This is a genomic window from Rhizobium leguminosarum (genome assembly GCF_010668065.1).
Classification (GTDB): Bacteria; Pseudomonadota; Alphaproteobacteria; order Rhizobiales; family Rhizobiaceae; genus Rhizobium; species Rhizobium leguminosarum_S.
In genome coordinates this window covers 22,926-46,310 of the sequence record NZ_WUEN01000015.1, presented here as the reverse complement: position 1 = coordinate 46,310, position 23,385 = coordinate 22,926, and the positions used below count along the sequence as shown (strand labels likewise).

Here is a 23,385-nt window from a genome sequence, read left to right as displayed (position 1 = left end):
ACTCGCACGACGCCTATATAGGCGTTTACAACGCTTTGTGCACAAAATCGGAGGAGCATCATGGCACCCGCAACCGGCAACGCCGTGCTTGGAAACTGGACGACCCGCGCCTATCACCGCGGCTGGCTGCTGACCCAGGCGAATGGTCTCTTCGATTTCTTCCAGCACAATTCGGTCAACCCCAAGGGCGGTTTCTACGATCTCGACGACGAAGGCCGACCTCTCGACGCCGAGGGCCAGGTTCGCGGCATCCATATCGCCGCGCGCGCCGTGCATTGCTTCTCGATCGGCGCCCTGCTCGGTCGTCCGGGTGCCGCCGACGTCGTCGACCACGGCATGGACTATATCTGGAACCATCATCGCGACCAAAAAAATGGCGGCTATTTCTGGTCGCTCAACAATGACGGTCCTGTCGATTCCAACAAGCAGGGCTATGGCCATGCTTTCGTGCTGCTTGCCGCCTCAGCCGCAAAGACAATCGGCCATCCGCTTGCCGACGGCATGCTCGCCGATATCACCGAGATCCTCAACACAAAGTTCTGGGAAGCCAAGCACGGCGCGATTGCCGAGGAATTCACCGCCGACTGGCAGCCGCTCGATGGCGGCGCCTATCGCGGCCAGAACTCCAACATGCACCTGACCGAAGCGCTGATGGCGGCCTTCGAAGCCACCGGCGACAAGGAATACCTGACCAAGGCCGAAAGCATCGCCGATCTCGTCATCCGCCGCGTCGCCGGTTCGGTCGACTGGCGCGTCGCCGAGCATTTCGACGCCGAATGGAACCTCGACAAGACGTACTACCATCCGAACGAAATGTTCCGCCCGGCCGGCACGACGCCCGGCCACTGGCTGGAATGGGCCCGCCTCATCCTGCAGCTCTGGGCGCTCGGCGGCAAACGGATCGAATGGATGCCGGACGCAGCCAAGGCGCTGTTCGCCCAATCCATGGCGCTCGGCTGGGATAACGACAAGGGCGGCTTCTTCTATACGCTCGATTGGGACGACAAGCCCGCCAAGCGTAATAAGCTATGGTGGCCAGCCTGCGAAGGTGCGGCGGCTGCACATTTCCTCAACGAACACCTGCCGAGCGATTTCCATGAAGAGAGCTACCGCAAGATCTGGAACGTGATCGAGCGCGCCTTCATCGACCATAAGAACGGCGGTTGGCACGAGGAGTTGACAGAGGATCTTGTTCCCTCGCACTCGCTCTTCCCCGGCAAGGGCGATATCTATCACGCCCTGCAGGCCTGCCTCATCCCGCTATTCCCGGCAACGGGCAGCCTGACGAAGGGCATCACTGAGGCTGGCGGCAAGCTCTGAGGCGAAAGCCTCAGCAGCGCGGCACCGATTGGTTGCGGCAGGACGTCGGCAGACGAAAGATACCGAGTCCTGTCAGCGCGCCTGCGCCAGATCCAGATCGATATAGTATTGCAGATGGATATTGTGCTCGCGGTTCACCGCTTGAATCAGCCGCTCGACGTTGTCGATCGGTGAATGCAATATCTCCGACAAGAGCGCACGAAAATCGGTTTGCGATATCTTCGCCGTATCGATGATCGTGCGCTGAAGTTTGGTATGAAGAACCCAATGCAGGACCGCCCGGCGATAGACATCGTCGAGCAGCACAGCCAGACCGCCGGCTTCGATCTCATACTCGAAGGACAGGCTGATATGCCCGGAATCGACGGGAAGCGAATAGATCAGCCGTCCATCGGTATCATCGACATGCGGCTCGTAGCCGTCGCCCAGGCAGCGCCTACCACGCACCTTGGCCATCTCAGGCGAGCCGCAGCGAATCCAGATCCTTCGCCAGCATCAGCGCCAACGCCTCGACCGCGAGATTGTGGTCGTCACGCTGCGGCAGGCCGGAGACGGTGACGGCGCCGATGCAGCCGGTACCCTTGACGTTGATCGGGAAACTGCCGCCATGCGGGGCATAGTCGGCGCCGGAAAGCCCATTATCCTCGACCGTCTTGCCATCCTTCTGCAGCTTCAGGCCGGAGGCATAACTGCTGCGGAAATAACGCAGCACCATATTGCGCTTGCGGCGAACCCAGTTCACGTTATCAGGCGTTACACCCGGGAGTGCCGCATAGAAAACCGGCATCGAATGCAGCGTCACATCGATCGCGATCCCGAGGCCACGCTCAGTGGCGAGTTCCTGCAGGAGCTTGCCGAGCTGCCATGCCGTCGTCAGGTCAAAAGCGTCGAAGCTTAGGACTTTCTCCTGCTCCGCGATCCGGCTGAGATCGTCCTCGATTGTCATAGGTAAAGCGCTCCTCTGCCGCGATGATCCGTTGCAGACCATTCTTGCGGGGAGCAAAAAAGTAAAGCAAAAACTTGGACCTATCCCTGGAGCAATTCCAGCAAATGTGCGCAACGGTTTTGCGCCCGGAATTGCGCGAAGACAAAGAGATAGAGCATTTTCGTCACTCGAAGAAAACGGAAACGCACTATGTCAGAGCTTCGGCGTCAGCATCTCGAAGCGGTCGCGGATGGTGGCGCAGGTATCGCCGCCGAGCCTCGCAATGGCATCGACCGCGGCCGGATCGACATGCAGCCTTTCAGGATCGACCACCCCGTCGCGATAATGCGCGTAGACGATCTCGCCCATGACGATCTGCCGGGAGCGGCCGAGCTCCAGCGTCACATGCCGCTTGCATTCGAAGGCGGCCGGCGCCTCGGCGATGAAGGGCGAGGCGACCTTCTCGCCCGGCATCGCCGTCAGGCCGGCTTCCTTCAACTCATCGACGCCGCGCGGATATTTGGCGCCGCAGACATGCATCGCCTCGGCGATCGCGAAGGAGACGATATTGACCGTGAACACCTCGGTCATGCGAATATTGTGGCCGGTATCCTTGAACGACATGTCGGCATTGTTCTCGACCCCGATCGCCAGGATCGGCGGATCAGCCGAAAGGCAGTTGAAGAAACTGAAGGGTGCGGCGTTGATTCGGCCATTCTCGTCGACCGTCGTCACCAGTGCGATCGGCCGCGGGATAATCGTGCCGATCATCAGCTTGTAGCGTTCGCGCTCGGTGAGCTGTTTGAAATCGAAGGAAACGGCCATCGGTTCAGCCGACCTTCAGGACCGGCGAGAAACCGCTCATCGCCCCGGTGAAGGATTTCGGCAGCGGCGAGGCATAGGAGCCGCGCTTGCTGGTGGAAAGTCCGAGCGACACCAGCGCTTCGGCCTGCTTGACGGCGGCGGCAACGCCATCGACAACAGGCACCCCGTAGATTTCCTGCAGCTCGCGCGCCAGATCGGTCATGCCGGCACAACCGAGCACGATCGCCTCGGCGCCATCTTCCAAAAGCGCCCGCTCGATCTCGGCCCTCAGCTTGCCGATCGCGCCGGAGGCCTGATCTTCCAGCTCCAGCACCGGGATGTCGGAGGCGCGCACCTTGGCGCGGTCGCCCATGCCGTAGCGGCGCACCAGATTGTCGATCAGCACCCGCGAGCGCTCCAGCGTCGTCACCACGGTGAAGCGCTGCGCCAGAAAGCCCGCAGTCACCACGGCGGATTCGCAAAGCCCGAGGATCGGCACATCGGCAAAGGTTCGCGCCGCTTCGAGCCCGGTATCGTCGAAGCAGGCGATAACAGCCGCGTCGTAGCCCACCCCCTGTCGTTCCTTGAGTTCGGCGAGCAGGCCGGGGATCGCTAAGGCCCCGTCGTAATGCCCCTCGATGGAAACCGGCCCCATGCGCGAGGTGGCCGCGATGATCTCCGTGCCGGATGCCGCCACCGCACGCGCGGCGGTGGCGGCCTTCTCGGTCATGGAGGCCGTGGTGTTCGGATTGACGATGAGGATGCGCATGTCAGTCTATCTTTGCCTGCCGCCGGCTGAGCATCGTCATGATGCCGAGCGCGAGGAGAATGATGGTGAAGGAAAACAGCGTCGTCACCGTGCCGAGTGCATAGAGCACCGGCGTCGTGACGTTGGTCGTCATGCCGTAGATTTCAAGCGGCAGCGTGTTGTAGGTGCCTGATGTCATCAGCGTGCGGGCAAATTCGTCATAGGAAAGCGTGAAGCCGAACAAGCCGACGCCGACGAGGCTCGGCGCGATCATCGGCAGCACGACATGGCGGAACGTCTGCCAGGAGCTGGCGCCGAGGTCACGCGCCGCCTCTTCATAGGCCGGCGAGAAGCGGTTGAAGACGGCAAACATGATCAGCACGCCGAACGGCAGCGTCCAGGTGAGATGGGCGCCGAAGGCCGACGAATACCAGGCGGGCTTCAGCCCTCCCTCCTGGAAGACGACGCCGATGCCGAGCGAGATGATGATCGACGGCACGACCAGGCTTGCGACCGTGGCATAGAACAGCGCGGTCGAACCGCGGAAACGACGGCGGAAGGCAAGGCCGGCGAGCAGTGAGACGACGACGGTCACCGCCATCACCATCAGCCCGAGGGTGAAGGAGCGGCGGAACGAGGCGCCGAAATCGCCGACCGCCTGCTTCTCGAACAGATTGAAGAACCAGTGCGTGGAAACGCCGTTCATCGGGAAGGTCAGGCCACCGTCCGGCCCCTGGAAGGAGAGGATCAGGATCGCCGAAAGCGGCCCGTAGAGGAACAGCACGAAGACAATGAAGAAGAGCGCCAGCAGGTAGAATTCCAGGCCGCGTTTTTCGTGGCTCATCTCAAAGCTCCTTGCGGATGTCGACGACGCGCAGGATGGCCGCGACCATCAACAGCACGACGGCAAGCAGCACCACGGCGTTGGCGGCAGCGGCCGGATATTGCAGCAGCGACATCTGGTTCTTCATCATCAGCGCCACCGAGGCGCTCTGGCCGCCGGACATCACCTGCACCGTCGAAAAGTCAGCCATCACGAGCGTCACGACGAAGATCGTGCCGATCGCCATGCCGGGTTTGGCGAGCGGGATGACGACGTTCCACAGCACCTGCCAGCCGGAGGCGCCGGCATCGCGCGCCGCCTCGAACAGCGATCGGTCGATACGCATCAGCGTGTTGAAGATCGGCGTCACCATGAACAGCGTATAGAGATGCACCATGGCAAGCACGACGGCGAAATCGGAATAGAGCAGCCATTCGATCGGCTGCGGGATGATGCCCATGTTGATCAGCGTCGAATTGACGAGGCCGTTGCGCCCGAGCACCGGGATCCACGAGATCATGCGGATGATGTTCGACGTCATGAACGGCACGGTGCAGACAAGGAAGAGGATCATCTGCGTCGACGTCTTGCGGATGTGGAAGGCCAGGAAATAGGCGACCCAGAAACCGATGACGAGCGTCAGCGCCCAGACGATCGCGGTGAATTTCAACGTGTTGAGATAGATCTTCCACGTCACCCACGAACCGAGCGTATCGGTGTAGTTCATCGTCAGGAAATCGGGATAGAGACCGGCAAAGTCGTAGTCCCAGAAGCTGACGACCGCGATCATGGCGATCGGCAGCAGGAAGAACAAGCCGAGAATGACGAACAGCGGCGTCGCCTGGAGATAGGAGATCGCCGATGGGGAAAGCTTCAGTCCGCGCCCGCCACGCGCGCCCTGGCCATCCTCCTCCGTTTCCGCTGCGATGGTCGCCATCCCTTACCCTTTCGGAAGCTCGTCATTCGTCCGGTCGTTAAAGAGAGGGCTCGAGAAGACCCCTCCCCAACCCTCCCCACAAGGGGGAGGGAGTATCTTTGCCGCGCCTCTCCGGGCTCCCTCCCCCTTGTGGGGAGGGTTGGGGAGGGGAAAAACGACAATCGCTTAGGCTGCGATAAACTCGTTCCAGCGGCGGACCATGTAGCGGTCTTCGTCCATGACGGAGTTCCAGCAGGCCACCGCTCCCATGCGGGCTTCGAACGAGCCGCCGTCGCGCACCGCACCGGCTTTCTCCATGACCTTGCCCTCGGGCGACATGATGTCGCCGGTTGCAGCCTTGCCCTCGATCCAGTAGCCCCATTCGTCGGCCGACATGAACTCCTTGGCGGTGTCCATGCAGGCGGAATAATAGCCCTGGCGGTTGAGATAGCCGCCGACCCAGCCCGACGTGTACCAGTTGATATATTCATAGGCGGCATCGAGCTGCGCCCCCTTGAGGTGCGAGGCAAGGCCGAGGCCGCCGCCCCATGCGCGATAGCCTTCCTTGAGCGGCTGATACTTGCAGGCGATGCCCTTGGAGCGGACGGCGGCAACGGCCGGCGACCACATGGACTGGATGACCACTTCGCCCGACGCCATCAGGTTCACCGACTCGTCGAAGCTCTTCCAGAAGGCGCGGAACTGGCCGTCGCCCTTGGCCTTGATCAGGAATTCGATCGTCTTGTCGATCTCTTCCTTCGTCATGTTGCCCTTGTCGGCATATTTGATGTTGCCCATGGCTTCCATGATCATCGCTGCATCCATGATGCCGATCGACGGAATGTTGAGGATCGAGGTCTTGCCCTTGAACTTCGGATCCATGATGTCGGCCCAGCTGGTGATGTCGCGGCCGACGAGATCGGGGCGGATGCCGAGCGTATCGGCGTTGTAGATGGTCGGAACCATCGTCATCCACTGCGTCGGCTCCTTGGCGAACTTCTTGGAGTCCTGCGCTTCGACGAAACCGACCGTGTGCGGCGCCGTGCCCTGGGCGATGACGCTCTCCGGCTTCATCTTGCCGTTGATGAAGAGCGGCACGATCTTGTCGTAATATTTCAGCTTCTTGACGTCCATCGGCTGCAGCACGCTGGTCGGGAACACCTTCTTGGCGATCCAGTATTCGATGTCGGCGATGTCGTAGCTGTCGGGCTGGGTGACGGCGCGCTGGGCGGCGGCGTCGGAATCGGTCGCCGTCATCTCCAGCGTGATGCCGAGATCGGCCTTGCACTTCTCGGCGATGGCATTGATGTTCGAAACGCCGGTGCCGAACTGGCGAAGCGTGATGTTCGTCTGCGCCCAGATGGTGGGAAAGCCGGTGATGGCGCCGGAGCCGGCGATGGCGCCGACGGCGGCAGCACCCGTCTTCAGCAGCGCGCGGCGGGAAAGACCCTTCTCCGCCTTGGTCGATGTCGTTTCAGTCGTCATGTCAGTTCCCCTTTTCTTGGATATGGAAGGTTCAGTGTTCTTGATGGTGATGGCTTATGTGGAAGAGCGGCCGAGAAGCACGGCATCATCGAGCGCCCAGCTGAGCGAGACGGTGTCGCCGACGGCAACCGGCCGGGCGAAATATTCACCGTCGTCGGCAATGACGGTGAAGTCGTCGCTGCCGGCGCCGATAACGGTGATCTTCACGGAAGAGCCGCGATATTCGATGTTGGAGACGATGCCGTCGAAGCCGAGCGTCCATTCGGTCGCCACCTGCAGGCGCACGCGGTCGGTGCGGATACCGATATCGACGGGCTCTCCGACTTCCCTGCCCGTCCCGCGCACGGAAAAGCTCTGACCTTCCGGCACGGTCATGACGAGCACGCCGTTCTCGCTCGAGGTCACCCGGCCGGACAGCACATTGTGGTCGCCCATGAACCGCGCAACGAAGGCCGTCGCCGGACGCTCGAAGACCTCGCGCGGGGCTGCCGCCTGCTCGATCCGGCCGTCATTCATGATGACGATGACGTCGGCGAGCGCCATCGCCTCTTCCTGGCTGTGGGTGACGTGCACGAAGGTGATGCCGAGCGATTTCTGCAGTTTCTTGAGTTCGGCACGCATGCGGATCTTCAGGAACGGATCGAGCGCCGACAGCGGCTCGTCGAGCAGCAGCGCTTCCGGATCGGTGATCAGCGCGCGCGCCAGCGCCACGCGCTGTTGCTGGCCGCCGGAAAGCTGGGCCGGACGCCTGGCGGCATAGGCCTCCATCTGCATCAGCTTCAGCATCTCGAGCGCCTTGGCCTGCCGCTCTTGCTTGTCGACGCCCTTCATCTTCAGGCTGAAAGCGACGTTGTCGATCAAATCGAGATGCGGGAAGAGCGCGTAGGACTGGAACATCATCGCCGTGCCACGCCTGGCCGGCGGAAAATCGGTGACGACGACATTGCCGAGGCGGATATCGCCCGACGAAATGCTCTCGTGGCCGGCGATCATGCGCAGCGTCGAAGTCTTGCCGCAACCCGACGGGCCGAGGAAGCAGCAATAGGAGCCGGCCGGGATCTTCAGGCTGATCGCATGGACCGCCGTCGTCGCGCCATAGACCTTCGAAACGGATACTATATCGATCTCTGCCGCTTTCGACATCATGCCTTCCCCTGTTTGGAAAAGACGATGCATCTGCCGTGCCAAACTCCGCTGTTTACAGGAAGCCATTGTGAAATAACGATTTTATCAAAACAGCCATTGAGAGAGCAAATTATAGGCGCAACGCTATCTGCACATGATTTAGGCTATCGTGCGCAATTTGTGCAAAACATCGTATACAATCTGGCCCCATTTCGGGCACAAATTCTGTTTAACTTTTGCCGCGAAGCCGGGTATGGTTTGCCGACCATCAGGAAATAAATTTCATGAAATCCGCCGCCAAGGCTCAGCAGGCCGAAGACTCCACCGAATCCGGCGCGCAACAGATCCGCGATGCCATTCGCGAAGCGATCGTCGAGCGCAGGCTCTCGCCCGGCACCAAGCTGTCGGAAAGCGATGTCGGCAATCTCTTCAACGTCAGCCGCACGCTTGCCCGCGCCGCCCTGCAGGCGCTGTCCTATGAAGGCCTTGTCAGCGTCGAAAAGAACCGCGGCGCCTTTGTCGCCTATCCCTCGCCTGATGAGGCTCGCCAGATCTTTTCCGCCCGCCGCTTGGTCGAACCCGGCATATTGCGCGAGGCGGCGGCGCGGATCACGCCTGACGATATTACACATCTGCGACAGCTTCTGCTGGAAGAAGGCCGCCTGATGAGCGAGCGCGGTCAGACGGCGCGCCGCGCTGAAATCAAGGCATCGGGCGATTTTCATCTGACGCTGGCGGTCATATCGGGAAATTCGATCATGCAGCGCTTCATGGAGGAGCTCGTCGCCCGCTCGTCGCTGGTGATTGCCCTTTATGGCCAGTCGACCGCATCGAGCTGCGGTCATTCCGAACATGGTGACATCATCTCGGCGATCGAAGCCGACGAACTCGACCGCGCCTGCCAGCTGATGCTGCATCACATCGCCCATATCGAGGCCGATCTCGACCTGCGCGAGCGCAAGAGCCTGGGCCTCAAGGAAGCCTTCGAACTCTGAACATGCGAAAGACACGGGACGCAGATCTACCGCGCCCCGTTCAAACGAACTCTCGAAACGCTACCAGGGCGTCTTCTTCGGCAACATCTCGAAGGCTGCGAAGATATCCTCGGCGCTCATCGGCTCGCTCGAGCGCAGCTTCACGGTTCCGTCGCGTCCGATCAGAATCAACCCGAACTCGCCGGATGGCGGTCCCTGGAGCCGATCGCGAATATCGTCGGCATCGAGGTCCCAGTCATCGTCGAACAGCGCAAACGCGCCGCCGCCGGCAATACTGAACACCTCGACGTCTTCCTCGATCAGGCGCATATGCGCCTTGCGCAGCCATTCATCCTGGATGAGCGCGCGGTCATCTTGCGCATCGGCGAAGATGATCAGCACCCGTTTCCTGTCGCGAAACTGCTCGAGCGATTGCGGAAGCTCAGGCTCACGCCTGGATGTACCGATGATTTCATGAACAATAGATTTTAGCATGGTGCTCATTCCTCGCCCGTCACTACTGCATAATTCTTAAATCGGGATCGATTTAGGATAGATTATGCAGCAATTCGAAGTGCTACAGCGCCCTTTGCGACTCTCGAAAAGGGCGCTGTAGTGGCGGGCTGTGCCTGCCGAATTAAACGGTTGGGAATAAGCGAGGTTCCGCCAAAAAGCGGAAAAGGATCGCAGCCATGGCCGCGATCCTCACCCTATCAGTCGCGGCCCTGGTCTTCGGGGGCGTGGGCCGAAACGGCGACGAGATCCGCAGCCCCAGTGACGTGAAGGCGCTTGCGCACCAAAACGCGCATGACACGCGCCGCCGTCGAGAAAGTCATCTGGTCGAGCGGGCCTTCGCCTTCCCACGGCTTGGTCAGCCGTTCGGTGACGGCGCCGACGATGTTCATCGGCACGATGTCGGTGCATTCGCGCATGGCTTCGAAAACGAAGCTGATGGGGATGACCCGTCCTTCGTAGGTCACGATCGGTTCGGTCAATTCGCTGTCCCATTCCTCGAAGGCGTAGAGCGCTTCGCGAAACAGCTGCTGGAGGTTGAACGGCGCGTGGCCGTCATGAAGTGGCGGCAGTGCATTCATCATGTCTGTCTCCTCTTGATGGGTTGAAGCCAAAGTCCTCCGGTATCGGTCGCGCCAACGCGGGGAACGGAACGTTTTGCTGCCCCCTGCGAACCGAATAACACTATTGATTCTATAGAGTAACGCGCCGGGGTAAAGCCCATTTATCCGCCGCCGCGGAAGCGAATTCCATAACACGCTGATATTCTTGCGTGTTTTAGACGAAATTTTCTCCGAGCACACCAGCCTTAAAAATCTATGCCACCCGCCTGAGATCGCTCCGGAATGGCACGGCGAGGCGAAAAAACCCTGAAAAATCACGGAACTTTTATGGCCGTAATCTGTTTTGTTCTCACAATTCGCAACACACACTGGGGTTACCACCAATGACGCAAATCCGTGAACCGGAGCGCCGCAGCAGGATCCTGCGCGGCCGCCCCTATAGCCTTGATGAATTCGCCTCAAAATATGGCCTGCGCGGCGAGCAGGCAGAAAGCCTGTTTACCCGTTTCGGGCCCTCCTCGATCGAACTCGACCTGCTGATGGCAGCCAAGCGCCGGCCGCCGGTTCTACAGGACAGAATTGCCGAATAACACTTTTGACGAATGGAATAGACAGATGAGCGACAGACGCCACGAATGGATCAGCAAGAGAGCTTACGCGATTTGGGAAGAACAGGGCCGGCCTGATGGCCGCGGCGACGAGCACTGGCGCCAGGCAGTTGCCGAGCGTGACGCGCTGGAGCGCACGCAGGCCTCGTCCGATGGCCGCGAGGTGCTCGTGAAATTTCGCCCGAAGCCGCAACGGCCCGAAGCGCCATGCGCCAGCTGGTTCAACCGAACCGCAAGCGTGGGCTGAGCCCTTTATCACACCGGAGCGGGCCGTTTCATTCGTACAGGATCAAGCGGCTCAATCCCGGCGAATCCCGTGGCTCAATCCCCGCGGGATCGCGCGGCTCAATCCCCGCGGGAGCGAGCGGCGCAATCCCTGGGGATCGTGCGGCTCGATGCCAGATCGAGCGGCTCAGTCGAGGCTGAGCCGGAAGCGCGCCTGAAAATCTCCCTGCCACCACATCGGGAAATTGGTTCCCCATTTATTGTTGTGCAGATTGAAGCGGATGCCGGCGGTAAAATCCGGCAGCGTCCTGCAAAACGTCATGAAATCCGAGCTTTGCGGCGCAATCAGCGGCGCATCGAAGGTTTCGATCGTCAGCGGGCCATCGGCAAGATCATCCCGTGCCGCGGTGACCGCCTGCAATTGCCCGCCGCCGCTCGTCGCAATATTCCCCGATCGGTGCCAGAGGCCCATCTTGCGGAAATTCCAATCCCCGGCACCATCAGGCGTGAAGGAAAGGAAGCTTGCCTCCGGCATACGGTTGGCCGGCTTGTCGCGCAATGTCAGGCTGAGGTCGAGGCGATCGCCCTCGGCGGTGAAATGCAGCATCACATGCGGCGGCGCGCCGTATGTCTGCACGGCCTCGGCCGGCATCGACAGAAGGATGCCCGCCCCATCAGTCGCTTCCAGCTTCGGCAGAAAGGCCTTCGAAAGTGCTGCCCCCGACTGGGCAAGCCCCGGCTTGTCATGGTCGAGCACCGCCCATTCCTGGCGATGGGTCAGGTAGGTCTCCATGTGCCTGGTAACGTCGCCGGCATCGTAGCTCTCATATCGATAGGCGATCAGCGAGCCATCGCGGCCGGAGATCGTCCGGCCGGAGGGCGAGGTGATTTCGGCCACATCGCCGCTCGCACCGTCGAGCGCGATCGACCAGCCACCGGTCTGCAGACGGAGCTCCCGTCTACCGCCTTCGATCACGGCAGGCGTGGCGAATTCGGCAAGCACCGCCTGGGCCGCCTGCCGGTCCGTCTCGTCGAGCTCCGAGACCGCCTGGTCGAGATAGGCCCGCTGTTCGTCCCATGAGGCTTCGGTATAGGCGAAGCGATAATCGGATCGGCGCGCGGCCTCGAAATCGGCCCGCGACCATGCCTTGTCGTCGCGCAGATAGGATTTGATATCGACGCCGCAGGTATGCTCGGCCACCATCGCCAGTCCGCGCCCGAAGGCGAGACGCCGCGCGTCGAGCCCATCCGCCGCGAAACGGTCGTAGAGCCGCTGCAGCGCGAGGAACCGCGCCGTCTTCACCGGATCGCTGCCGCTGCCATGGATCCAGCTGTCGCCGAGTTCCAGCTCGACAACAGGGAAACGCTCGCGCTCGCTCCAGAGAATGGCGCCGTAATCCTCGAGCGTCGCCGCACGGATGACCGCATCCGGCTCGCGGGCGCGCAATTCGCGATAGGCCTCGGCCGTCTGCGGCACGCTCTGCGGCCCCATATTGTCGTTGGTATGGGCAAAACTCAGCCCGTCCTCGAAACCGTCGGGGAAACAGGTCTCGCCATAGGAGCGCTGGTACATGACGACCACTTCCTCGCCGCCGGGCGCCCGCCAGCGGAAGATGTCGGGCACATCGGGCGGCGGTGAGGCCGTATTGACGCCGAGATGCAGGAAGCGAATGCCTGCCTCGGAAAGCAGCGGCACCATGCCCAGTGTATGGCCGGGCACATCGGTCATCTTCGCCGCGATCGTCGTCTTGCCGAAGCGCCGGTCGAGCTCCTGCGAATAGGAAAGCCCGGCGCGGAAAAGGTCGGGCGACATCAGCTCCGTATGGGTGGTGAACGGCAGACCGTGCCAGCGGATCAGCCCGCGCTCGATCGCCTGTTCCAGCGCTGCGACCTCTCCCGCCGAGCGCGAATTCAGATGGTCCCAGATCAGCCAGGCGCCCGTCGTCCAGATGAATTTCGGCTCGTCGGGATTTTCGGCATGAAAATGCTTGGCGGTTTCGATCGCCTGCGGAATGAAGCGCTCGTGATATTGCCGGCGGACTTTCTCGGCATGATCGGTAAAGCCGATATCGAGATGGGTCTTGAAGACCAGATGCACGCGCTTTTCAGTCATTCCATTCCACGCATCGGTGATGTCAGTCGAAACATTCTGCAGCCAGTGGCGGCACAGGTGAGGAGTGTAACCGTTTCCACAAACATCATTGCTCTTGCCGCAAATTCTTCGTCAACCCGTTTTGGCACAAATCGATGAAATAGTGCGGGTTTATTAACCATATATCCGAAAACGCTATCGTCCGACGCTTTCATCGTAGAATCGAATCGCGACAAGAATGAAGACGTGTTCATCGATAATTATATAGAAAGGCGGCGGGACTTTCTTGCTGCCGCGCCCGGGTGGTGCGCTGTTTAGCCAAGGAGAAAAGCCTGAGCCTTTCGGGAAAGCCGATTATCAGAAGGCGTTGGTTTCCTGGCAGAGCGCCCGGTGGACCTCGGTCCAGAACAGCGCCAGCGGCGTGTCGCCGTTGCGTTCGGCAACGAGCGCGCGGATCAGCGCTTCGGAGCCTGCCATGTCCTGCCAGCTGGATTTCAGGCCCTTGGCGGCCTGTTCGCATTCGGCAATCTCGAATGGTCTCTTGCTGTCCATATGAGGTCTCCTCACGACAGGCGCTAGCAGATGGGGCCCGGATTGTCATTCCCCGCATATGTGGGGATGCCTTGTATTTATGACAGCGCTCGCGGTAGGATTGAGGGGATTGGGGCAGTGGAAATGATTGAGAATACCTACAGCGAAAAGTTCGAGTCCGCTTTCGAACAGATCAAGGCTGCGGCCAATGTGGATGGCGCCATCCGCATTCTCCAGGCGGAGTATGGCCTCGATTTCGTCACCTACCATCTCGCCCAGACGATCGCGAGCAAGATCGATTCGCCCTTCGTGCGCACCACTTACCCGGATGCCTGGGTCTCCCGCTACCTCCTCAACAGCTATGTGAAGGTCGATCCGATCGTCAAGCAGGGCTTCGAACGCCAGCTGCCCTTCGATTGGAGCGAGGTCGAGCCGACACCGGAGGCCTATGCCATGCTGGTCGACGCCCAGAAGCACGGCATCGGCGGCAACGGCTACTCCATTCCCGTCGCCGACAAGGCGCAGCGCCGCGCGCTCTTGTCGCTGAATGCCCGCATACCGGCGGAAGAATGGGCCGAACTCGTCCGCCGCTGCCGCAACGAATGGATCGAGATCGCCCATCTCATCCACCGCAAGGCCGTCTATGAGCTGCACGGCGAGAACGATCCGGTGCCGTCATTGTCGCCGCGTGAGATCGAATGTCTGCACTGGACTGCTCTGGGCAAGGATTACAAGGATATTTCGGTGATCCTCGGCATATCGGAGCACACCACGCGCGATTATCTGAAGACTGCCCGCTTCAAGCTCGGCTGCGCCACGATCTCGGCCGCGGCCTCCCGGGCCGTTCAATTGCGCATCATCAACCCCTAGCATCGGCCCGAAAATCGGAATCGATTTTCGGAAAGCACGATGCGTAGATTCAAAGAGTTAGAGCGTCCTTTGTGCGTCCGAAAGGACGCACGGCGCTCTAAAGCGCGTCGCGATCTTCAGATTCGCTCTTCGCGCTTTAGCTCATTGTTTTTACGCATGTCGTTGTCGCAAAACCGCGGCACACTTTTGCGCGACATGCTCTGCCCCCCTCATCTGGGGGGGCCCATCTGAGGGAATTTCCGATCCGGCCCGCATGAACCATTCTGCTCTCCACGAACTTGAAAACGCTGGAGGGCAAAATGTTCGTTATCATTCAGGCACATGAGTATCAGAAATACGCTGCCGTACTCGACCAGATGTTTCGCCTGCGCAAGAAGGTCTTCGCCGATACGCTCGGCTGGGACGTTCCCGTCATCGGCCCTTACGAACGCGACAGCTACGATTCGCTGGCTCCCGCCTATCTCGTCTGGTGCAACGACAGCCGCACCCGCCTTTATGGCGGCATGCGCCTGATGCCGACGACAGGCCCGACCCTTCTCTACGACGTCTTCCGCGAGACGTTTCCTGATGCCGCCAATCTTATCGCCCCCGGCATCTGGGAAGGCACGCGCATGTGCATCGACGAAGAGGCGATCGCCAAGGATTTCTCCAATGTCGATGCCGGCCGCGCCTTCTCCATGATGCTGCTTGCGCTTTGCGAATGCGCGCTCGATCACGGCATCCATACGATGATTTCCAACTACGAGCCCTACCTCAAACGCGTCTACAAGCGTGCCGGCGCCGAAGTGGAAGAACTCGGCCGTGCAGACGGCTACGGCAAATACCCCGTCTGCTGCGGCGCCTTCGAAGTATCGGACCGGGTGCTGCGCAAAATGCGCGCCGCCCTCGGCCTCACCCTACCCCTTTATGTCAGGCACGTGCCGGCCCGCTCGGTCGTGACCCAATTCCTGGAGATGGCAGCATGAACCGCCTCGCTGAAACCGCCACGCAGACCGCAATACAGAAGGATATCGGCGCGCTGGAGCGCCATGTTCTCGCATCCCGCGACATCGCCACGCAGATAGGGGATCCCTTCCTCTCCTATCTGCTTTCGATGGCGCTGTTCACGATCTACGAGAAGAAGGCCCATCATGAGAACGAGGCGCTGAAGAGCAGCTTCAGCTGAGGGTGTGGTTCCCCTCCGCCCCGCCTGAAGACGAGCATGTCTCCCGGCGCCTCGCGCGCAGCCGCAAAAACCGTCCCCGTTTTGCGGCTGCGCGCCCCTGTCATCTCATCAGGGCATTGCCGTTACGTCATCAGGGAATTGATGGTCGAAATCAGCGCGTCGTGCATATAGGGCTTCGGCAAGAAGGCGGTATTGGCGGGCAGCGCCATCGGATCGAGCCGCACCATGCCCGAGGTGATGATGATGCCGATATTCGGCCGCATCGCCCTCACTCGATTGGCAAGCTGCAGACCGTCCATCGACCCGGCCATGTTGACGTCGGTGAACAGGATATCGACATCCTGCCTGCCCTTCAGCACCACCAGAGCCTCGTCGGCATTCGCCGCCTCCAGCGCCACATGGCCGACCTCCTCCAGCACATCGAGGATATTGAACCGGATCAGCGGTTCGTCTTCCACGATGAGCACCACGGCACTGTTCGAAGCCACCATCTGCGATCGCCCTCTTCATGCGGAATGTGACTTGGATAAGTGTGGCCCGCACGAGAAGGTTCCAGTGGCTGCCCACGAAATATGCATCGTCCACAGATGCTTGCGCTCACCGCTTGTGGCTCCCCCGGATTTGCGTTAGAGCGGAAACCGTGCTGCGGGAACCATTGCCCCGGCACCCAAGCGCCGGACACGGCGCCAAGGGCCTGTAGCTCAATGGTTAGAGCCGGCGGCTCATAACCGCTTGGTTGGGGGTTCGAGTCCCTCCGGGCCCACCATTTCGTTTAAAATCAATGGCTTAGGCATGGGATTTTCTTGGGGTGACATCCAAGGGAGACATTGGATTGTTCAATCCTGCCTATCTCGTGAAGTCGCGATGCGGCGTTTTCTATTTGCGCTGGCCGATCCCGAAACAGCTGCATCCACAGAAAAAAGCTTCCACCCTCAAGCTTTCTCTACAGACCCGTGACCCACGAAAAGCATTGCGCTTGTCCCGTCCTATGATCCAGATAGGCGAACAGTTGAACGACCATGGAATTGCATACGGGATGCGGCACGAGGATCTGAGAAACGTACTAACTGAGCATTTCCGCCAGTTGCTTGATGAAGCCAAGGCCGAGATGGGCGAAACCGGCCCCTTAAGCGAGCTTGACCGGCAAATTTACGAGACCAGCAAGCGTGTCGCCAAGCAGGCGAGGAAAACAGATGCTCCGCTCTCTCTCGTGCAACCCGACGACGATCTTCTTGCGCGGTTCATCGAGAAATACGGCCTCGACATCAGCAAGGATAGCTCGGAATACGGCTGGCTAGACCGGGAAATGAAGCTCTCCTACCACGGCTTCGTGAAGGCGGTTCTCGCCTACGACAAATCCTTGCAGCGTTACGAGTTCGAGGAACGACCATTGCCTACCGGCTCTGCGGCCAAGGCCGTCAAACCGGCAGGAATGAGCATCACTGAAGTTGCCGCCGCCTATACCAAGGAAAGACAACGCGGGAACGCATGGGCAGCAAAGACCGTCATCGAGAAGGCGGACCATATTAAGCTGCTAGAAGAAATCCTTGGAAGCGGTACGGACGTACGAACGCTAACGGCCATGGAGGCAAAGCGGGTCAAGGACATCCTGCTCGCCTATCCACGGAACCGTGCCAAGAACCCGCTGACACGAGGCAAGCCACTGCCTGATGTTCTCAAGCTTCCGAACATCGAGACGATACAGGTCGCGACAATTAATAAGTATCTGCAAACCTACCACGAGCTGTTCGAGTGGGCGAAGCAGAACCATCATATCACCGAAAACTTTTTCTCCGGTCTCACCGTCAAGCAGGCAAAGAAGAACAAGGACGGCGACCGGGACGCATATACCGACGAACAAATCCGTCTGATTTTACAGACTATCCTGCGGAATGAACAAGGGTTGGTTACGAAGCCGTACCAGAAATGGGCGACGCTCATCGGCATCTATACGGGCGCCCGACTTGGCGAGATCGCACAGTTGCATATCAAGGACATCCGGGAGCAAGATGGCGTATGGGTGTTCGATATTAACGAGGAAGGCGACCGCAAGAGCCTAAAGACTTCTGCCGCCCGCCGTCTGGTGCCGATTCACAGCGAGCTTATTGGGGCCGGTCTCCTCGATTACGTACGGGAGATGGCCGACAACAGAGCCACCAAGCTTTTCCCAGACTTCACCTACGATTCGAAGAACGGATGGGGACGCCAGCAAAGCCGGTGGTTTAATGACAGGCTTCTTGTACAACTTGGGTTGAAATCCAAAACGCGTGTTTTTCACAGCCTTCGGCACACGGTTAACACGCGATTATTGCAAGCTGGCGTCGCCGACCCATTGGTTAAGTCAATCATTGGCCACGAGCAGGATGGTATGACACATCGGCAGTATTTCAAGGAAGGCTTCACACTCCAGCAGCGCAGCGAGGCAATGCAGAAGCTCGACTACCGCATTCCAGCATCAAAACATGACTGGCCATTAGGATTGACACGGATTCCTGAATACGAGAAACAAACCTCGGAGCCGTACGTGCGGCTTCGGGGCGTAGTAACCCCTCAAGACTAGGACTGCGTGCCACTGAATTGGCACCACTCTTCGACCTATGGTCGGGGAGCCTGCGGCGTATGCAACAGGTTCTCTGAACTAAAGGCCGTAGGGCCGTGTCTTGCGGTTACTAACTCCCCGATCACCAGAGATCGAAGGGCTTTTCGCGGGGACGTACCGCGCCTACCGCCCTTCCATACGGGGGTTGTATGTTAGGGATCGTAACACTTCTAGTTATCGTCGGCTGTATCTATTGGCTCTACAGGAACCGCGGCGCGACGGCCGGGTCGGAGCGTCAATGGATTAAAACCTTTGCTATCCACCACATCAACGAAATCCTCTCGCTGTACGCCACAGGCTCCGATCCAATGCCGGAGGAAGCTGCACGGCTTCTAGAACATCGGCTTGACGGAGCCGCGCAACAGTCCTTGATCGTGAGCCTTGGTAACTATCTCCGAGAACAATGTGGACGCAACTTACAACGCGGGGATTACGAACTGGCTGCAAAAGGCGTTCGCGATCTGCTGTCTGCCGAAGTTCGACGGGCCAATAGCTTCGAGACTTTGAGGTCATACATTAGAGCCATGCACCGAGACGATACTGGCGAAGAGATTACGGAAGAGCAGCTTGCGGCGTACTATAAGGAGATCGTTGCCGATGTGAAATCGGACGAAACGGCCGCTGCCCATATGCTTGGACAAGTTCTGCGTTTCAACATCGAGGCGATGCATGTGAACACGTTCGGCCTCAGCTACTGGGATTATGTGAAGGCAAAGCGTCGTCGAAACGAGCCAGACCACCTACGGGCAGTAATACAAGCTTAAAACATCAGCGCCACGTAAAATTGCAGCGATCCAATTAGGCAGCCCTACACAAACTACCTGTACTCAGTACATGGAGGGAGATCGCTTTTGATGTCAACGGTTGTGCAGTTCAAGCGCCGACAGCCTAAGCAGACTACCACCGGGCGCTCGTTTCCAAAGCTTGTTGCGATTGCAATGGTCGTCAGCTTTGGTGTCGGGGTGAGTGCTGCACGCTTCATCAGCGACGATGCGGGGGTTGCAAACACTTCGACGCCCAGCAGCCATATCATTGCGTTCTTCGGAGGAAGGCAGCAGCCGGCTCAGCAGGTTTATGTGCGAGCTGCAACGCCCGGCGTGACCTACAAGCATTGCATCGGGACCGTACGCGTCCACTGCATTGTGGACGGCGATACGCTTTGGAGCAACGGTGTCAAAATCCGTGTTGCCGACATAGACACACCGGAAGTCAGCGAGCCTCGTTGTGCAGCCGAGAAGGCGCTAGGGGATCGTGCAACCGTTCGCCTCATGGAACTGGTGAACGCTGGGCCGTTCCAGATGCAGGCATGGCCGGGACGTGACGAAGACAAGTACGGGCGCAAACTCCGGGTACTTGTACGGGATGGCCGATCCCTTGGCGACATTCTTGTATCGGAAGGTTTGGCCCGAACATGGGCAGGTCGGCGGCAGCCGTGGTGCTGAAAGTGGCTGCTTGGAGCCATAGTCATGAAAGTTGACACTCTCGCTCCTCTGTCCTTATAGCGTCCACAAGAAAACCGGGCTGAAAGCTACCCATGAGTGAGACGAAGCCGGAAGAGCAAGCTGTACCAGCGACAGCCTCGCGACCATTTGATGTCCACCGGTGGTCAGACTACCCCGAACTTCGCAACTGCCTCACGGAGCTTGTACGCGAACTCGAAGGTCTGGAAAGCCGTAGACGCCAACGCGGTGAAGGCGGTGGCAAAAAATTCCGTGAAGCTGTCCGTGCCCTTGTGCTTGATATGTACGTGGCATGGAAAACCGATCCAAATCTTTTAGTCGGTATTCCCCGTGGCAACAGGAGCTATACGACCAAAAGTCGGTATCAAGCCCTGTTCCTACGCTGGTCCAGTTTCATAGACGCTTACGACCTCTTGCTACAAGCTGGTTATATTGCTGAGGTTCATGCTGGGTTCCATGATCCACGGAGCGGTGTAGGACGCAATACGCGGATCAAAGCCACCCAAAAGCTTATCGACTTGCTTAGTGGACGCGCTCGTCTAACCTTATCAGACATATCCATCCGCGACGAAGGCTTTGAAACCATTGAGCTAAGGGACAGCGGCAAGAAGCCGCTTGAATACGAAGACACTGACGACACATTGAGCATGCGGAACGCGCTAGGCCAGATAAACGCCCATCTGCAGCGCCAATGGCTAGACTTGCGGATAACGGATGAAGAGTACGGCAGTCTTCAGTCACGAATGATGCGGGATTACGACCAAGGGAACCGTGAGTACCCTGTTATTGACCTAACGCGACGAGCTTTGGTTCGAATTTTCAACAATGAGGATTGGCAGCAAGGCGGACGCTTTTACCGTGGCTGGTGGCAAAGTATCCCAAAGGAATACAGGAACCGCATCACGATAAACGATAAGCGCACCTGCGAGGTGGATTACTCGACGCTGCACCCCGTTCTTCTGTACGCCCGGTTCGGACAACGCCTTGTTGGCGATGCCTACAGCATCGAAGCGCCAAATGTCCCTCGTGCTTTGATCAAACAGACCTTTAACAAGATGATCAATGCACTCGGTCGGATCAACAGGCCAGATGATTTCTCAGAAGACCAGATCGGGATGAGCTGGGATCAGCTACAGGCTGCTATCGCCGAGCGTCATGCAGCGATCAAACAGTCTTTCAACAGCGGGTACGGGCTGCAGCTGCAACGTCTAGATAGTGACCTTGCCCAGGCTGTTATGTTGCGCTTCATCAATAGTGGCCATACCTGCCTGCCAGTGCATGACAGTTTCATAGTGCACCACGCTCTTGCGGATGAGCTGAAGACGATCATGGTCGATGAGTTCAAGGCTATGACCGGCCAAACTATTACGGTGAAATCGCTGGATGGCTTCCAGCCCGAACTTGAACCTGACTACGAACCAGTGACCCAAACCATGATACCTGATGATAGCTGGTTTAAAGGAACCGGCGAGTACACCGGTTACAAACAGAGGCAACTTGACTGGTATTCTAAACAGGTAGGAAGCGGGTCGGCCTAAGGGCCTCCTCCCGCCATTACTAGTGCAAATAAGAACGCGAGGCTGTTTTTATAGTTTTTTCAGTTACTTGACATTTCTTACATTCCCCATTTTGACAATGCTGCTTCAGCTCCGACCTGATCTCCCTTGATCCTCAGCACGGTCTGTCGGGTCAGCTTGGTGACCTTAGAAATCTCCGAAGCCCCGTTGCCGATTGCCAGCATGTCTACCACCTGCCGGAACGTCTTTCGGTCATAACTCGGCTTCTTGCCCCGGTAGCGTTCAGCATCACCCTTGCTTGCCTCTATACCGGCCCGCTGGGCGGCTTTCGTTGCTTCGGCCTGCGCCTGCGCTGTCGCGGCCATGAATGCAATCAGTGCATCCCTGACGGCCTGCTGGATCGGGTCCGCTGTCGCCCCGTCGAAAGTCATTCCGTTGATGACAGTTTTGACGACCACACCTTGCCGCATGAAGTGCCGAATGGCGTCCGTCACGTCCTCGTAGTTACGGCCCAACCTATCGACCCAACGAACAACCAGCACGTCACCATGCCGGAGCCTATCGTACAGCCGCTTGCCTTCCGGCCTGTCCGCAAGTCTGGTGCTGACACCTGACACGCCATGGTCTGCAATCACCTCGTCAATCACAAAGCCCGCTTGTTCGGCTTGCGTCCGCTGATGGTCTAGCGTCTGGTCTATGGTCGATACGCGGGCATACATCACCGTCTTGGACATTGCCTAATCCTTATCCGTTAGGGTCATGTCCGTTAAAATGCATGTACGTTGATGGAAGTCAACCCTATCGTACACGCTTTCGTACGCCATTCCAGATGTACGTTATGGTATACCTCTGCGGACAACACCCTATGCCCACCCCGTATCCCCCATTGCATGAAGAAGACGGTACGGAATTATCGTAAGAATTAGCGGGACATTCATTTGGTACGGCCGAACCAACAGCATCCCACGGGGGAAACAGTTGCTCGAAGAGACTTAAATACCCCCTCGTAAAAATTTCTGGTTTTTTTGTTGGGAACACGGAGCCCACCTCGCCCCCAGTATCAAGCCTATTACGAACCACCACCATGGGAAGCCTGCGCTCTCGCTTTGGTTTTGTCCAGGCGCAGAAGACCAGTCCGGTGGCTGGGTACCCCTACTGAACGCTTAAGGATCAGCAATTGGAAAACGAGCGCGCCGAATGATACAGCTTGCCGAGTTCAAGCCGCACGGAGAAGTGCTCACGATGCTTCGGAGACTCTGGATCGCTTACCGAGACATGGGACCCGGTAGATATCGAATTTCAATCTCCGAGAGCGTGCCATGGTCTTTCCTTGCGAGGCTTGGACGAACAACTCCAATGCGTCTCACAGCATTGGTACCTTTGATCGGGACACTGCTTATATTCAACGAGAATACGTTAAGTTGGCTCCGCCTGTCTCAGTTGGTGGCCCCGCATCTAGACGACGCGGGCAGAGCTAGCCTGACGTTTAGAAGCCTATACTATACATATTTTGGCCTGTGCTTTCTCGGCATAGGATCACTCATTTTTTATGTTCGATGCCCACGCGAAATACAGAAATCGCCAGACATAACGTTGAACGTTCAAAGCACCGCACAAAGCGATCTAATTTCAAAAATGATCTATTGGGACATGCTGCGTCTATATTTTCGAGTAAAGGGCCTCTGGGATGCAGGTTCAGACCGCTTCTTTGAAGAGCAAGATGAGATGCCAAACAGTGTGGCAACAGGATTCTGGGAGCTTATCCAACAGATGATTGAACGATCAGAAATGATTCACGATGCCATTGCGGAGATGGGCGATGACGGGCAACACTTCATGGTAGGCCTTGCTGGGAAATTGAACAGCGACGCCATCGCCAATGAGCTATACAACCGTCGAATGGCTTGGCGCGGTGTTTGGGGAGAATTTGAAGCGATGGTCCCAACGTTCGCGAAGGACATCGCCCATATCCGGTTCATGATGCTTGACGTGCAATACTTTTCTAGTCGCGTCGCTGTAGCTTTATTCTTCTGCGTGGGGTTTTCGCTGCTTGCGATACCGACAATGACTACCTTTTTCAGGATAATAGTCGGGCTTATGTGGTGACACTGCGTAAACTACC

General features: G+C 58.6%; 26 protein-coding genes and 1 tRNA gene. 13 read left to right on the top strand and 14 right to left on the bottom strand.

Translation table 11 applies throughout. The features are described 5' to 3' along the window. Positions 1 to 60 precede the first annotated feature (60 nt). On the top strand, positions 61 to 1,320 hold the full coding sequence (locus GR198_RS29750; protein WP_029873377.1) for an AGE family epimerase/isomerase: 1,260 nt from the start codon (positions 61 to 63) through the stop codon (positions 1,318 to 1,320). A 72-nt stretch (positions 1,321 to 1,392) separates the two neighbouring features. On the opposite strand, the gene GR198_RS29745 is transcribed toward GR198_RS29750, so the two are convergent. The 8 genes from GR198_RS29745 to GR198_RS29710 all read right to left on the bottom strand — a co-directional run bounded on the left by GR198_RS29745 (position 1,393) and on the right by GR198_RS29710 (position 8,164). After that, positions 1,393 to 1,776: a hypothetical protein gene (locus GR198_RS29745; protein ID WP_029873376.1), complete on the bottom strand. Its 384-nt coding sequence runs from the start codon at positions 1,774 to 1,776 to the stop codon at positions 1,393 to 1,395. A 1-nt stretch (position 1,777) separates the two neighbouring features. Next, the gene (locus tag GR198_RS29740; protein ID WP_003561136.1) at positions 1,778 to 2,266 is read right to left on the bottom strand and encodes a heme-degrading domain-containing protein; all 489 of its coding nucleotides are present in this window, start codon (positions 2,264 to 2,266) and stop codon (positions 1,778 to 1,780) included. A gap of 192 nt (positions 2,267 to 2,458) precedes the next feature. After that, on the bottom strand, positions 2,459 to 3,070 hold the full coding sequence (locus GR198_RS29735) for a flavin reductase family protein (protein WP_164070108.1): 612 nt from the start codon (positions 3,068 to 3,070) through the stop codon (positions 2,459 to 2,461). Positions 3,071 to 3,074: 4 nt separating this feature from the next. Next, positions 3,075 to 3,818 carry an aspartate/glutamate racemase family protein gene (locus tag GR198_RS29730; RefSeq protein WP_029873374.1) on the bottom strand — a complete coding sequence of 248 codons (744 nt, stop codon included), beginning with the start codon at positions 3,816 to 3,818 and terminating at the stop codon, positions 3,075 to 3,077. 1 nt (position 3,819) lies between these two features. Then, positions 3,820 to 4,641, bottom strand: a complete 822-nt coding sequence (locus tag GR198_RS29725; RefSeq protein ID WP_164070106.1) for an ABC transporter permease — start codon at positions 4,639 to 4,641, stop codon at positions 3,820 to 3,822. Between the two features lies 1 nt (position 4,642). Further along, the gene (locus GR198_RS29720) at positions 4,643 to 5,557 is read right to left on the bottom strand and encodes an ABC transporter permease (RefSeq protein WP_017988993.1); all 915 of its coding nucleotides are present in this window, start codon (positions 5,555 to 5,557) and stop codon (positions 4,643 to 4,645) included. Between the two features lie 165 nt (positions 5,558 to 5,722). Further along, positions 5,723 to 7,021: an ABC transporter substrate-binding protein gene (locus GR198_RS29715; protein WP_003541534.1), complete on the bottom strand. Its 1,299-nt coding sequence runs from the start codon at positions 7,019 to 7,021 to the stop codon at positions 5,723 to 5,725. Positions 7,022 to 7,075: 54 nt separating this feature from the next. Next, positions 7,076 to 8,164 (bottom strand): ABC transporter ATP-binding protein, encoded by a 1,089-nt coding sequence (locus tag GR198_RS29710; protein WP_029873371.1) that lies wholly within the window; start codon positions 8,162 to 8,164, stop codon positions 7,076 to 7,078. Between the two features lie 266 nt (positions 8,165 to 8,430). Here GR198_RS29710 and GR198_RS29705 point away from each other — a divergent pair, with 266 nt between their 5' ends. Beyond that, positions 8,431 to 9,141: a GntR family transcriptional regulator gene (locus GR198_RS29705; protein WP_164070105.1), complete on the top strand. Its 711-nt coding sequence runs from the start codon at positions 8,431 to 8,433 to the stop codon at positions 9,139 to 9,141. Between the two features lie 60 nt (positions 9,142 to 9,201). On the opposite strand, the gene GR198_RS29700 is transcribed toward GR198_RS29705, so the two are convergent. Next, a complete protein-coding gene (locus tag GR198_RS29700) occupies positions 9,202 to 9,615 on the bottom strand; it encodes a DUF4174 domain-containing protein (protein ID WP_164070102.1) in 414 nt (137 codons plus the stop codon). A 218-nt stretch (positions 9,616 to 9,833) separates the two neighbouring features. Then, on the bottom strand, positions 9,834 to 10,217 hold the full coding sequence (locus GR198_RS29695; RefSeq protein WP_164070101.1) for a hypothetical protein: 384 nt from the start codon (positions 10,215 to 10,217) through the stop codon (positions 9,834 to 9,836). Positions 10,218 to 10,579: 362 nt separating this feature from the next. Here GR198_RS29695 and GR198_RS29690 point away from each other — a divergent pair, with 362 nt between their 5' ends. Together GR198_RS29690 and GR198_RS29685 are read left to right on the top strand one after the other, a co-directional pair. Next, positions 10,580 to 10,786: a hypothetical protein gene (locus GR198_RS29690; RefSeq protein ID WP_003541544.1), complete on the top strand. Its 207-nt coding sequence runs from the start codon at positions 10,580 to 10,582 to the stop codon at positions 10,784 to 10,786. A 25-nt stretch (positions 10,787 to 10,811) separates the two neighbouring features. Further along, positions 10,812 to 11,051 carry a DUF2934 domain-containing protein gene (locus GR198_RS29685; protein ID WP_026159962.1) on the top strand — a complete coding sequence of 80 codons (240 nt, stop codon included), beginning with the start codon at positions 10,812 to 10,814 and terminating at the stop codon, positions 11,049 to 11,051. Positions 11,052 to 11,216: 165 nt separating this feature from the next. Here GR198_RS29685 and GR198_RS29680 read toward each other — a convergent pair whose 3' ends face one another. Further along, positions 11,217 to 13,142: a DUF5054 domain-containing protein gene (locus tag GR198_RS29680; protein WP_164070099.1), complete on the bottom strand. Its 1,926-nt coding sequence runs from the start codon at positions 13,140 to 13,142 to the stop codon at positions 11,217 to 11,219. Between the two features lie 336 nt (positions 13,143 to 13,478). Further along, positions 13,479 to 13,673, bottom strand: coding sequence for a hypothetical protein (locus GR198_RS29675; RefSeq protein ID WP_164046686.1), 195 nt, complete (start codon positions 13,671 to 13,673; stop codon positions 13,479 to 13,481). A gap of 123 nt (positions 13,674 to 13,796) precedes the next feature. Between GR198_RS29675 and GR198_RS29670 the strand changes: the two genes are divergently transcribed. From GR198_RS29670 to GR198_RS29660, 3 genes are all read left to right on the top strand, one after another. Further along, the gene (locus tag GR198_RS29670) at positions 13,797 to 14,522 is read left to right on the top strand and encodes a LuxR family transcriptional regulator (RefSeq protein ID WP_164046687.1); all 726 of its coding nucleotides are present in this window, start codon (positions 13,797 to 13,799) and stop codon (positions 14,520 to 14,522) included. A gap of 299 nt (positions 14,523 to 14,821) precedes the next feature. Next, a complete protein-coding gene (locus GR198_RS29665) occupies positions 14,822 to 15,487 on the top strand; it encodes an acyl-homoserine-lactone synthase (protein ID WP_003541559.1) in 666 nt (221 codons plus the stop codon). Further along, positions 15,484 to 15,687: a hypothetical protein gene (locus tag GR198_RS29660; RefSeq protein ID WP_003541563.1), complete on the top strand. Its 204-nt coding sequence runs from the start codon at positions 15,484 to 15,486 to the stop codon at positions 15,685 to 15,687. The genes GR198_RS29665 and GR198_RS29660 overlap by 4 nt, the downstream gene beginning before the upstream one ends. A gap of 122 nt (positions 15,688 to 15,809) precedes the next feature. Here GR198_RS29660 and GR198_RS29655 read toward each other — a convergent pair whose 3' ends face one another. Continuing rightward, a complete protein-coding gene (locus GR198_RS29655; RefSeq protein WP_011652864.1) occupies positions 15,810 to 16,178 on the bottom strand; it encodes a response regulator in 369 nt (122 codons plus the stop codon). 199 nt (positions 16,179 to 16,377) lie between these two features. Here GR198_RS29655 and GR198_RS29650 point away from each other — a divergent pair. The 5 genes from GR198_RS29650 to GR198_RS29630 all read left to right on the top strand — a co-directional run bounded on the left by GR198_RS29650 (position 16,378) and on the right by GR198_RS29630 (position 21,284). Continuing rightward, positions 16,378 to 16,453, top strand: a tRNA-Ile gene (locus GR198_RS29650). A gap of 66 nt (positions 16,454 to 16,519) precedes the next feature. Continuing rightward, positions 16,520 to 18,247, top strand: a complete 1,728-nt coding sequence (locus GR198_RS29645; protein ID WP_164070097.1) for a site-specific integrase — start codon at positions 16,520 to 16,522, stop codon at positions 18,245 to 18,247. A gap of 188 nt (positions 18,248 to 18,435) precedes the next feature. Then, positions 18,436 to 19,050: a hypothetical protein gene (locus tag GR198_RS29640; RefSeq protein ID WP_164070096.1), complete on the top strand. Its 615-nt coding sequence runs from the start codon at positions 18,436 to 18,438 to the stop codon at positions 19,048 to 19,050. 90 nt (positions 19,051 to 19,140) lie between these two features. Beyond that, on the top strand, positions 19,141 to 19,728 hold the full coding sequence (locus GR198_RS29635; RefSeq protein ID WP_246711141.1) for a thermonuclease family protein: 588 nt from the start codon (positions 19,141 to 19,143) through the stop codon (positions 19,726 to 19,728). Positions 19,729 to 19,820: 92 nt separating this feature from the next. Beyond that, positions 19,821 to 21,284, top strand: coding sequence for a hypothetical protein (locus tag GR198_RS29630; protein WP_164070094.1), 1,464 nt, complete (start codon positions 19,821 to 19,823; stop codon positions 21,282 to 21,284). Positions 21,285 to 21,361: 77 nt separating this feature from the next. On the opposite strand, the gene GR198_RS29625 is transcribed toward GR198_RS29630, so the two are convergent. Further along, positions 21,362 to 21,997: a recombinase family protein gene (locus GR198_RS29625; RefSeq protein ID WP_027681878.1), complete on the bottom strand. Its 636-nt coding sequence runs from the start codon at positions 21,995 to 21,997 to the stop codon at positions 21,362 to 21,364. 859 nt (positions 21,998 to 22,856) lie between these two features. On the opposite strand from GR198_RS29625, the gene GR198_RS29620 reads away from it, so the two are divergent. After that, the gene (locus GR198_RS29620) at positions 22,857 to 23,369 is read left to right on the top strand and encodes a hypothetical protein (protein WP_164070092.1); all 513 of its coding nucleotides are present in this window, start codon (positions 22,857 to 22,859) and stop codon (positions 23,367 to 23,369) included. Positions 23,370 to 23,385: the final 16 nt, after the last annotated feature.

What these genes read in the sequence shown, in the direction of transcription:
- GR198_RS29750 (WP_029873377.1), top strand. Translation starts at nt 61, where the DNA reads ATGGCACCCGCAACCGGCAACGCCGTGCTTGGAAACTGGACGACCCGC.
- GR198_RS29745 (WP_029873376.1), bottom strand. Translation starts at nt 1,776, where the DNA reads ATGGCCAAGGTGCGTGGTAGGCGCTGCCTGGGCGACGGCTACGAGCCG.
- GR198_RS29740 (WP_003561136.1), bottom strand. Translation starts at nt 2,266, where the DNA reads ATGACAATCGAGGACGATCTCAGCCGGATCGCGGAGCAGGAGAAAGTC.
- GR198_RS29735 (WP_164070108.1), bottom strand. Translation starts at nt 3,070, where the DNA reads ATGGCCGTTTCCTTCGATTTCAAACAGCTCACCGAGCGCGAACGCTAC.
- GR198_RS29730 (WP_029873374.1), bottom strand. Translation starts at nt 3,818, where the DNA reads ATGCGCATCCTCATCGTCAATCCGAACACCACGGCCTCCATGACCGAG.
- GR198_RS29725 (WP_164070106.1), bottom strand. Translation starts at nt 4,641, where the DNA reads ATGAGCCACGAAAAACGCGGCCTGGAATTCTACCTGCTGGCGCTCTTC.
- GR198_RS29720 (WP_017988993.1), bottom strand. Translation starts at nt 5,557, where the DNA reads ATGGCGACCATCGCAGCGGAAACGGAGGAGGATGGCCAGGGCGCGCGT.
- GR198_RS29715 (WP_003541534.1), bottom strand. Translation starts at nt 7,021, where the DNA reads ATGACGACTGAAACGACATCGACCAAGGCGGAGAAGGGTCTTTCCCGC.
- GR198_RS29710 (WP_029873371.1), bottom strand. Translation starts at nt 8,164, where the DNA reads ATGTCGAAAGCGGCAGAGATCGATATAGTATCCGTTTCGAAGGTCTAT.
- GR198_RS29705 (WP_164070105.1), top strand. Translation starts at nt 8,431, where the DNA reads ATGAAATCCGCCGCCAAGGCTCAGCAGGCCGAAGACTCCACCGAATCC.
- GR198_RS29700 (WP_164070102.1), bottom strand. Translation starts at nt 9,615, where the DNA reads ATGCTAAAATCTATTGTTCATGAAATCATCGGTACATCCAGGCGTGAG.
- GR198_RS29695 (WP_164070101.1), bottom strand. Translation starts at nt 10,217, where the DNA reads ATGATGAATGCACTGCCGCCACTTCATGACGGCCACGCGCCGTTCAAC.
- GR198_RS29690 (WP_003541544.1), top strand. Translation starts at nt 10,580, where the DNA reads ATGACGCAAATCCGTGAACCGGAGCGCCGCAGCAGGATCCTGCGCGGC.
- GR198_RS29685 (WP_026159962.1), top strand. Translation starts at nt 10,812, where the DNA reads ATGAGCGACAGACGCCACGAATGGATCAGCAAGAGAGCTTACGCGATT.
- GR198_RS29680 (WP_164070099.1), bottom strand. Translation starts at nt 13,142, where the DNA reads ATGACTGAAAAGCGCGTGCATCTGGTCTTCAAGACCCATCTCGATATC.
- GR198_RS29675 (WP_164046686.1), bottom strand. Translation starts at nt 13,673, where the DNA reads ATGGACAGCAAGAGACCATTCGAGATTGCCGAATGCGAACAGGCCGCC.
- GR198_RS29670 (WP_164046687.1), top strand. Translation starts at nt 13,797, where the DNA reads ATGATTGAGAATACCTACAGCGAAAAGTTCGAGTCCGCTTTCGAACAG.
- GR198_RS29665 (WP_003541559.1), top strand. Translation starts at nt 14,822, where the DNA reads ATGTTCGTTATCATTCAGGCACATGAGTATCAGAAATACGCTGCCGTA.
- GR198_RS29660 (WP_003541563.1), top strand. Translation starts at nt 15,484, where the DNA reads ATGAACCGCCTCGCTGAAACCGCCACGCAGACCGCAATACAGAAGGAT.
- GR198_RS29655 (WP_011652864.1), bottom strand. Translation starts at nt 16,178, where the DNA reads ATGGTGGCTTCGAACAGTGCCGTGGTGCTCATCGTGGAAGACGAACCG.
- GR198_RS29640 (WP_164070096.1), top strand. Translation starts at nt 18,436, where the DNA reads ATGTTAGGGATCGTAACACTTCTAGTTATCGTCGGCTGTATCTATTGG.
- GR198_RS29635 (WP_246711141.1), top strand. Translation starts at nt 19,141, where the DNA reads ATGTCAACGGTTGTGCAGTTCAAGCGCCGACAGCCTAAGCAGACTACC.
- GR198_RS29630 (WP_164070094.1), top strand. Translation starts at nt 19,821, where the DNA reads ATGAGTGAGACGAAGCCGGAAGAGCAAGCTGTACCAGCGACAGCCTCG.
- GR198_RS29625 (WP_027681878.1), bottom strand. Translation starts at nt 21,997, where the DNA reads ATGTCCAAGACGGTGATGTATGCCCGCGTATCGACCATAGACCAGACG.